Origin of the sequence: Streptomyces minutiscleroticus, from assembly GCF_014650875.1 — a bacterium.
Lineage (GTDB): Bacteria > Actinomycetota > Actinomycetes > Streptomycetales > Streptomycetaceae > Streptomyces > Streptomyces minutiscleroticus.
The window spans coordinates 20,710-28,318 of record NZ_BMVU01000069.1; the positions used below are offsets into that span (position 1 = coordinate 20,710).

Below are 7,609 nucleotides of genomic sequence, written 5' to 3' on the forward strand. Positions count from 1 at the left end.
CGAGCGCGAAGGCGCGGGCACGCGGGGACGAAGGCGCGTGGGCAACGGACGCGGCCCGGCCGGGAAGCGGGCGGCCGGTACCGGTGAGAGAGCGGTCAGGCGCCTGTGGGCCGTGGGCGGCGGTCGGTCAGCGACAGAGGGCGCTGCAGGTGCGCCGCAGATCCACGTAGCGGCACACCACACCGGGGTGCGTCGTGAGCATGCTGCACATCCTGGCGGCAGCTCTCCGCGACTGTCAATGGACACCAAAAGGTGTCTCATTGGGCGGGACGGCCTCCGACAACAGGTCAGAGGCCGGTCAGGACGCCTCGAAAGCGCTGCGGCGGAGCACCGGATGCGTCGCGGCCTCGTCCGGGTGCAGCCACAGCGGGCCGTTGCCGGTCTCCACCCGGACCACGCCCGGCGGAGGCCACGCCCCCTCGGTCAGGGCCCTCCGCTCGGGATCGGTCAGACTGCGGTAGCGCCACAACGCCTCGGCCGGAGACATCGTCCCCACGGACGGCGGCGGCCCCGGCAGCAGTTCCTCGACGGCCGCGGCGTACTCCTCGTAGGGCCGCCAGCCGGGCACGGCGCGATGCCCGGCGCCGGCACGCACCAGCACCGTCGGCAGCGCGTACCGGTACCCGCCGCCGTCGGTCTCCTTGGCGGCACCGGAGTGCGGCGATCCGTCCCGTACGGACAGCACCTCGCGGACCGGGCGGCGCGCCTCGGCCCGGTCGGCTCGCACCCGCTCGAGGACCGCGCCGGACGCCGCGTCGGCTGCCAGCCGCTCCGGGTCCAGACCCGCAACGCCCCGCACCGCGGACAGTGCCAGCGCGGACGTGTCCGCGGGCACCCCGAGCACGAAGACGGTCTCCCGCAGCCGCCGCAGCACACGATCGGCCACCTCCTCACCCTGGAGCTCGGCGGCCTTGGCGACGAGCGAGGACGGCCAGGAACTCGCCGCGACACGGCTGAGACGCACCGCGCGAGGGGCGCGGGTGTGGCCGGTGATCTCCTCGACGTACCGCGCGTACCAAGCGGTCTCCGCGGCCGGGTCGGGCACCGGGTCGTCGTCGTGGTCGAACAGGACGCAGTACACGCGGCGCCAACGCACCCGGTCCGCCAGCACCGCCCGCAACCGGCGGAAGACGGGCTCCGAACCCCAGGCCCACGGGCACAACGGGTCGGTGTACTCCACCACTTCGACCACCGGCGGATCCGGCGCGGCCGTCACGCGGCTCCCTTGCGCACCGGCTCCTGGGCCGACCCGGCGGGCAGCAGCGAGGTGAGGGTCACCCCGCCCAGGACCGCCGCCGCGTCCGCCTCGACCCGGCGCCACACGCCGGGCAGCCCCGCCGCCGGCCCGGGATAGCCGAGCCCGGCCAGCGGCTCACCGCGCAGGGTGATCAGTTCGCCGTCGACGGCACGCACGACGTCCAACAGTGTGATCTCACCGGCGGGCCGGCCGAGCCAGTACCCGCCCTCGCAGCCGCGCTGGCTGCGCACCAGACCGGCCTTGCGCAACTCGCCCACCACGGACTTCAGGAACCGGAAGGGAATCTCCTGCGAGGAGGCGATGGCCTCGCAGGTGAGCGGACGAGCAGGCTCACGGGCCAGCTCCAGCAGAGCACGCGCGGCGTAGTCCGCCTTCGCGGAGATATGCATGCGCCCATCATGCCCGACCGGCTGCCGCCGCCGAGGGACTTCGCCGACCATCCCCTTTCATTGCGGGAACATTGCAGCAGGTCAAAGCCAAAAGACACCTCTTGACATCCTTTTCGGCACCGCCATAGCGTCCCGCCATGAGCGAGCCGTTGACGGCCCCAGGCGAGGGCTTCCACCCCCACCTCCACGACACCCCCGAGCAGCCGGCGGCGCCCCTGCGCACCCGCCTGCACCACATCCGCGCCGACGCCCTGGACGGCGACACGGCCCAGACCGGCGGCATGCGCAGGTTCGCCGCCGTCAGCGGCGGGACCGTCGGCTCCGAGAAGCTGTGGATGGGCCAGACCCATGTGGCCCCGGCGACCTCCTCCTCCGACCACCACCACGGCGAGTCCGAGACCGCGATCTACGTGGTGAGCGGGCACCCCGAGTTCGTCTTCCTGGACGACTCCGGCGAGAGACCCGAGGAGGTACGGTTGCGCACCTCCCCCGGCGACTACATCTTCGTCCCGCCGTTCGTGCCGCACCGGGAGGAGAACCCCGACCCCGGCGAGGAGGCCGTAGTCGTCATCGCCCGCAGCACCCAGGAGGCGATCGTGGTCAACCTCCCCCACCTGTACGCGCTACCGGCGGAAGACACCGGGCCGAACTCGGCGTGAACCTTCAGCCCGGTGCGGACGGTGGTCGCCGCGATGCTGTCCACGATGACGTCGCGGCCGGTCAGCGGTCGGCCGCGCGGATTCACGGAGATGCAGGGGAACAGCCGGTGCTCGATCACGTTCCACTTCGAAGCGCCCGGCGGCATGCGGCGGACCGTGGGATCCCGACCGTCTCGGTGGCCGGCGCGGCGAGTTCGGTCTTCCAGGCGCGGATGCGGTAGCCGTTGGACCCGCCGGCGTCCGCAATGACCGTGGGGCGGCAGGCGCGTTGCCGGTACTGAGCTGTGCGGCCTTCCGTCAGGGGCGTCCGGGACACCAGGTCCGCGGGCACTCGGCGGCTCCTTGTCATGGCAGTGCCCCATGGCCCTGCTTCTTTTGAAGGGGACCTCGAAGTCGCCGAGGGCGGTGGCGTCGGCGTCGCGGTCGGCCACGCAGAAGGGGCCGAGGTCGTCGTACGGCTCGCCGTGCTCGTCGGTCCGCAGCGGAAACCGGCTGACCTCCTGCACCGCGCCTCGGGTGGGACCCGCGAGACGACCGGTCGTGCCGAGCCCCCTGATACGGCGGACCGTCCGACGCGTCGAGAGCCCGCGCAGGCGAGCCCGACCGGGCCGACACCGGGTCCGCGGCCGAGAGGATACAGCCCCTCAGCGGGGCTCAGGCGCTGCGGGCGACCGGGTCGGAATCGGCGTCGAGTGCGTCGAGCACTGCGTCGCCGTTCGCCCTGGCCCACTCGGTCAGCACATGGATCGGATCGATCAGCGTCGCCCCGAGCGGGGTGAGCTCGTACTCGACGCGAGGCGGCACCTCGGCATAGGCGTGGCGACGGACGAGCCCGTGCGCCTCGAGCCGCCGGAGCGTCTGGGTGAGGACTTTGCGGGAGATGCCGCCGATCAGCCCGATCAGCTCGCCATGGCGCACCGGTCCCTTGCTCAGCCCGTAGAGCACCACCACCGTCCACTTGTCGGCGATCAGCTCGACCGCCAGACGCGCCGGACAGTCGGCGAGGAAGAAATCACCGGGACGGAAGCCGCTCATGTGCCCAATGGTAGGTGCGCCAGAGGTACCTGCCGGTTCCTGTCGTCTTCGTAGCCTGAGGTCTCTCCCCCTCCACAGCCAGGAGAGTCATGCGAGTCATCACCCAGCAGGCGCTCGGCGGTCCCGAGGTGCTCACCATCGTGGACGCGCCCGAGCCCCGCCCCCTCCCGACCGAGGTCCTCGTCCGTGTCAAGGCGATCGGGCTGAACCCACTGGAGGCGCGCCTGCGCGCCGGCGAGTTCCCGCTGATCGGCCGGCCGCCGTTCATCCTCGGCTGGGACATCAGCGGCGTGGTCCAGGAAGCGCCGCAGACACAGACGTGGCGGTTCAGGCCCGGCGACGAGGTGTTCGGGATGCCGCTGTTCCCGCGGGCGGCGAACGCGTACGCCGAGGTCGTGTCGGCGCCGGCGTTGCACCTGGTCCGCAAGCCGGCGACGCTCTCACATGTCGAGGCGTCGGCGCTGCCGGTCGTCGGGCTGACGGCGTGGCAGGGGCTCGTCGACCTCGCCGGCGTGAGCGAGGGCGACCGCGTGCTCGTCCACGGTGGCGGCGGCGGTGTCGGTCACGTCGCGATCCAGATCGCGAAAGCTCTCGGGGCGCACGTGATCACGACTGCCCGCGAGGACAAGCGGGAGTTCGTCGAGGGGCTCGGCGCCGACGAGGTGATCGACTACACGGCGGTCGACTTCGCCGAAGCGGTCCGCGACGTCGACGTCGTGCTGGACACGATCGGCGGCGACACCGTCGAGCGGTCCCTGGAGGTGCTCCGCCCGGGCGGTCACCTGGTGACGGCGGTCGCGGAGGGGGAACCCGGGCTCATCGCCCGGTACGAGGCGGCCGGCATGCGCTTCAGCGGCATCGCGGTCGACCCCGATCCGGTGGCTCTGCGGGGTCTCGCCGGGCTCGTCGAACAGGGCAGGCTCCGGGTCCACGTGCAGGAGACGTTCCCCTTCGAGCGCGTCGCCGACGCGCACCGGCTGCTCGACGACGGCCACCTCCGGGGCAAGCTCGTCCTTACCGTCTGATCCACGTTCACACGAACGCCGACAGCCGATGTCGCGACAGCCGCTCCCGCACCGGCTGCGGCCGTCGCGGCTGACGAGCGACCGCCCCCTCACCCTGGACGCCGCGGGGGCCGTCCCTGCGGACGGCCCCCGCGAGACGCACCCCGACCTCGGCGTCGGGCGATTCCCGGGTCGGCGCGGTCGGCGCGGTCCACGCCATGTGGACCGCGCGGACCCGGTCACCGCACTACAGTCCCCGGTCCTTCCTTCTGACGATCAGGACAGCGATCCAGGAGAACACCACGACGGCCACGATCACCAGCAGCCGGACCGGCAACTGGTCCAGCCCTTTACAGGAGAGATCGACCCGATCACCCACTCGAATCCCCCATTCCTCGGGCAAAAACGGCTTGTACGGCACGGAAAACTCTGTCTCGTCCTGTGTACAGGTAGCCGGTTCCTCCGCCGAGGCAGAGCAGTCCCTCGGGGTCGATGCGGCTGGCGGGGTCGCCTCCGGCACGCGTGCATCGACTCTTGGCCGCGACAGCCGGATAGGCTGCGGGATCCCCGTGGCCTGCGACGGCGGCCGGACGGTACTCGACGAGGAGACTGGCTCCATGCGCATCCTGATCATCACCGCCGGTTCACGCGGAGACGTCGCGCCCTTCACGGGACTGGGGCGGCGTCTGCTGGATGCGGGCCATCAGGTCGCCGTGGCCGCTCACCCGTCCTTCGCCGCACTCGTCGGCGGATGCGGTCTCGACCACCGGCCCGTGCCGGGGGACCCGCAGGGACTGATCCGGGACTGGGCCCGGGCGGCGTCGTGGGACGAGGCCCAGGCATTGACGAGGGCGTACGCCGAAGGGCTCGCCGACGGGGTGGCGGAGGCCGTGGCGGGCGGAGCCGACCTGCTGCTCACGGCCTTCGGCCCGGCACCGCTCAGCCGGATGGCCGGCGAAGCGTCCGGCGTCCCCGTCATCGGCACCTACCTCGCACCGTCCTTCGCCACCGGACGGTTCCCGCTGCCCAACGCGCGGAGCACCGATGACCTGGGACCGGAGGGCAACCTCGCCGCGGGCCGGGACGTGCTGAAGCGCGCGGAAGGGGTCTTCGCGGGCGCGGCGACCCGGCTGCGTGCCCTACTCGGGCTGCCCGCCGACGCGCCCTCGGCACCTGCGGACGTCCGGCCGGTCTTCCACGGCTTCAGCCCGCTGGTGGTGCCGCGCCCCGAGGACTGGCCGTCCTGGGCCGAGGTGTCGGGCTACTGGTGGCCCGCGCGGCCGGACGGCTGGCAGCCCCCGGCCGAACTGGTCGACTTCCTCCAGGCCGGTCCGCCCCCGGTGTTCATCGGGTTCGGCAGTATGGCGGCGGGACAGGGGGAACGGCTCAGTGAGCTGGTGGCCGCTGCGGTGAAGCGGGCAAGTGTGCGTGCGGTGGTCCAGGCGGGCTGGGCCGGTCTGAACGGCTGCGGCGCCGACGTCCTGGCCATCGGCGACGTCCCGCACGACTGGCTGTTCCCGCGCACCGCCGCCGTCGTCCACCACGCCGGGGCAGGTACCACCGCAGCCGGACTGCGGGCCGGCGTGCCCGCCGTGCCCGTTCCCGTCATGGCCGACCAGCCGTTCTGGGCGTCCCGGCTGTACGCGCTGGGAGTCGCCCCGCGACCTGTGCCGTTCCAGGAGCTCACCGCCGAGGCCCTCGGCGACGCGATCACGGCCTGCCTGTCCCAGCCGTCCCACCGTCGCCGCGCGGCCGAACTCGCCCGGGGGATCGCCGCAGAGGACGGCACCGCTTCGCTGCTCTCCCGCATCGGCTCGGCGAACGACGGGTGAAGTCGCATCGTCGTGCTGCTGCGCCGGGCTGCCCGGGGCACTCCGCCCCTGGCGGTGGTTCGGCGACGGTGGATCTGTGGGGGTGCAGGCCGTCCAGTAGCGCTCCGTGGAGTCGGTGCTGATCTGCGGGTTCCGGGCAGGGGCTGCCGGCAGGTGGCGCAGACGCCGGTCCAGCACCTCAGGATGTTCTGGAGAGCATCGAGGACCTGGTGGAGAGTGAGACCGGTGCACCGGTTTTCGGGGCCGGGCGCTGTTGGGCCAGGAAGGCGTGGGCGGCGCTCACGAGGGTGACGTGGTGAGGGAAGCCGGTCCAGGAGCGGCCCTCGAAGCGGTCCGGGCCCAGGCCGTGTGCGAGGTCGCGGTAGTCGTGCTCGAAGCGCCGGCGGATCTTCGCCGGCCGCACCGGATCGGCGAGCGGGGTGTCGTCGGGCAGGCCGGACAGCGGAAGCGGGGCGGGGCGTCCTCGCCGTCAAGCCATTCGGCCAGCAGCCACACCGGGGGCAGGCTTCCGCCGAAGCCGCATCATGGTGACGCTCACCAGCAGTACGGCCTCGATGCGCTGTGCTTTCACCGGGCTGTCGTCTCTGTCGTGGCCTCCAGTACCGCCCACACGCGTTTGCCCCACGGGTGTGCGGGGGCGCCCAGGAGATCGCAACCCCACCGGACGGCTTCTGCCTGCACCAGGTACAGGCCCCGTCCCGAGTCCTCGTCGGGGTTGGGCACGCGCGGGATCGGCAGACGGCGGGGCGCGTAGTCGACGACGGCCAGATACACCGTGTGCTCCGCCTGCCGGGTGAGCTGGATGCGCAGGGGGGTGCCGCGGGCGTGGCGGACGGCGTTGGTGACCAGTTCGGACAGCAGCAGGGCCGCTTCGCCGGCCAGGTGCTGCAGACCCCACTCGGACATCACCACGCGGGCCATCAGCCGGATGGCGCGCGCGGCTTCCGCGCTCCGCGCTATCGGGACGGTGTAGCTCGGCTGTTCCGGGCCGGGCACGGCCGGCCGCCCAAGAGGCTCGGTGGCGTTTTTGGGGTGGTTCCTTGGACTCGCCCATGCCGGAACGCTAGGGGGAGTACAACGAGTGGTGGGCACACAGAGTGTGTGCCTTGCGTCCCGGGGGTCGAAGGGGATGGACGGGTACGCCGTCGGCCGGCGCATCGCCTACTGGCGCGAGCGCCGCCGCCTCACGCAAGCCGATTTCGGAGCCCTGATGGGGCAGTCCCGGCGGTGGGTGCAGAGCTTGGAGTCCGGGGTGCGGCAGGCCGATCCCCGCCTGTCCGTCCTGGAGAACGCCGCCCGCGTCCTGCGGATCCCGCTGGTGTGGCTGCTGTCGGGCCCGGCCGACGCCGAACGGGTGGACGCCGTCGAGCTGGAGGCGATCCGGGCGGTGCTGTACCGGCACGACGTGATCACCAGCACCGCCGCCGACGGT

The 7,609-nt window shown here is 72.5% G+C and carries 9 protein-coding genes and 2 pseudogenes; 4 read left to right on the forward strand and 7 right to left on the reverse strand.

What is annotated here, in order from left to right; genetic code table 11:
• Nucleotides 1–298: 298 nt before the first annotated feature.
• Entirely contained in the window at nucleotides 299–1,216 is a 918-nt protein-coding gene (locus IE271_RS35340) for a DsbA family oxidoreductase (RefSeq protein WP_190194568.1), read from the reverse strand.
• Nucleotides 1,213–1,647 (reverse strand): RrF2 family transcriptional regulator, encoded by a 435-nt coding sequence (locus IE271_RS35345; protein ID WP_190194569.1) that lies wholly within the window; start codon nucleotides 1,645–1,647, stop codon nucleotides 1,213–1,215. Before IE271_RS35345 ends, IE271_RS35340 begins: the two co-directional genes overlap by 4 nt.
• Nucleotides 1,648–1,784: 137 nt before the next feature.
• On the opposite strand from IE271_RS35345, the gene IE271_RS35350 reads away from it, so the two are divergent.
• Entirely contained in the window at nucleotides 1,785–2,306 is a 522-nt protein-coding gene (locus tag IE271_RS35350) for a cupin domain-containing protein (protein ID WP_190194570.1), read from the forward strand.
• Here the strand turns inward: IE271_RS35350 and IE271_RS42665 are convergent.
• Together IE271_RS42665 and IE271_RS35355 are read right to left on the reverse strand one after the other, a co-directional pair.
• A pseudogene (locus tag IE271_RS42665) lies at nucleotides 2,297–2,574 on the reverse strand (ISAzo13-like element transposase-related protein); the annotation flags it as partial. The gene IE271_RS35350 and the pseudogene IE271_RS42665 sit on opposite strands and share 10 nt — an antisense overlap.
• A 386-nt stretch (nucleotides 2,575–2,960) precedes the next feature.
• Nucleotides 2,961–3,341: a winged helix-turn-helix transcriptional regulator gene (locus tag IE271_RS35355; RefSeq protein WP_190194571.1), complete on the reverse strand. Its 381-nt coding sequence runs from the start codon at nucleotides 3,339–3,341 to the stop codon at nucleotides 2,961–2,963.
• A gap of 89 nt (nucleotides 3,342–3,430) precedes the next feature.
• On the opposite strand from IE271_RS35355, the gene IE271_RS35360 reads away from it, so the two are divergent.
• The gene (locus IE271_RS35360; RefSeq protein ID WP_190194572.1) at nucleotides 3,431–4,366 is read left to right on the forward strand and encodes an NADP-dependent oxidoreductase; all 936 of its coding nucleotides are present in this window, start codon (nucleotides 3,431–3,433) and stop codon (nucleotides 4,364–4,366) included.
• A gap of 226 nt (nucleotides 4,367–4,592) precedes the next feature.
• On the opposite strand, the gene IE271_RS43465 is transcribed toward IE271_RS35360, so the two are convergent.
• Complete coding sequence (locus IE271_RS43465) at nucleotides 4,593–4,724, reverse strand: hypothetical protein (RefSeq protein ID WP_268256262.1); 132 nt, start codon at nucleotides 4,722–4,724, stop codon at nucleotides 4,593–4,595.
• Nucleotides 4,725–4,962: 238 nt separating this feature from the next.
• On the opposite strand from IE271_RS43465, the gene IE271_RS35370 reads away from it, so the two are divergent.
• Nucleotides 4,963–6,177 carry a glycosyltransferase gene (locus tag IE271_RS35370; protein ID WP_190194574.1) on the forward strand — a complete coding sequence of 405 codons (1,215 nt, stop codon included), beginning with the start codon at nucleotides 4,963–4,965 and terminating at the stop codon, nucleotides 6,175–6,177.
• A 178-nt stretch (nucleotides 6,178–6,355) separates the two neighbouring features.
• Here the strand turns inward: IE271_RS35370 and IE271_RS35375 are convergent.
• Nucleotides 6,356–6,687, reverse strand: a pseudogene (locus IE271_RS35375) (IS701 family transposase); the annotation flags it as partial.
• Between the two features lie 57 nt (nucleotides 6,688–6,744).
• Nucleotides 6,745–7,335: an ATP-binding protein gene (locus IE271_RS43470; RefSeq protein ID WP_268256263.1), complete on the reverse strand. Its 591-nt coding sequence runs from the start codon at nucleotides 7,333–7,335 to the stop codon at nucleotides 6,745–6,747.
• Between IE271_RS43470 and IE271_RS35385 the strand changes: the two genes are divergently transcribed.
• Nucleotides 7,307–7,609, forward strand: a 303-nt coding sequence (locus tag IE271_RS35385) for a helix-turn-helix domain-containing protein (RefSeq protein ID WP_190194577.1), incomplete at its 3' end; no start/stop codon positions are given. The two genes, IE271_RS43470 and IE271_RS35385, sit on opposite strands and share 29 nt — an antisense overlap.

What these genes read in the sequence shown, in the direction of transcription:
- IE271_RS35345 (WP_190194569.1), bottom strand. Translation starts at nt 1,647, where the DNA reads ATGCATATCTCCGCGAAGGCGGACTACGCCGCGCGTGCTCTGCTGGAG.
- IE271_RS35350 (WP_190194570.1), top strand. Translation starts at nt 1,785, where the DNA reads ATGAGCGAGCCGTTGACGGCCCCAGGCGAGGGCTTCCACCCCCACCTC.
- IE271_RS35355 (WP_190194571.1), bottom strand. Translation starts at nt 3,341, where the DNA reads ATGAGCGGCTTCCGTCCCGGTGATTTCTTCCTCGCCGACTGTCCGGCG.
- IE271_RS35360 (WP_190194572.1), top strand. Translation starts at nt 3,431, where the DNA reads ATGCGAGTCATCACCCAGCAGGCGCTCGGCGGTCCCGAGGTGCTCACC.
- IE271_RS35370 (WP_190194574.1), top strand. Translation starts at nt 4,963, where the DNA reads ATGCGCATCCTGATCATCACCGCCGGTTCACGCGGAGACGTCGCGCCC.
- IE271_RS43470 (WP_268256263.1), bottom strand. Translation starts at nt 7,335, where the DNA reads ATGCGCCGGCCGACGGCGTACCCGTCCATCCCCTTCGACCCCCGGGAC.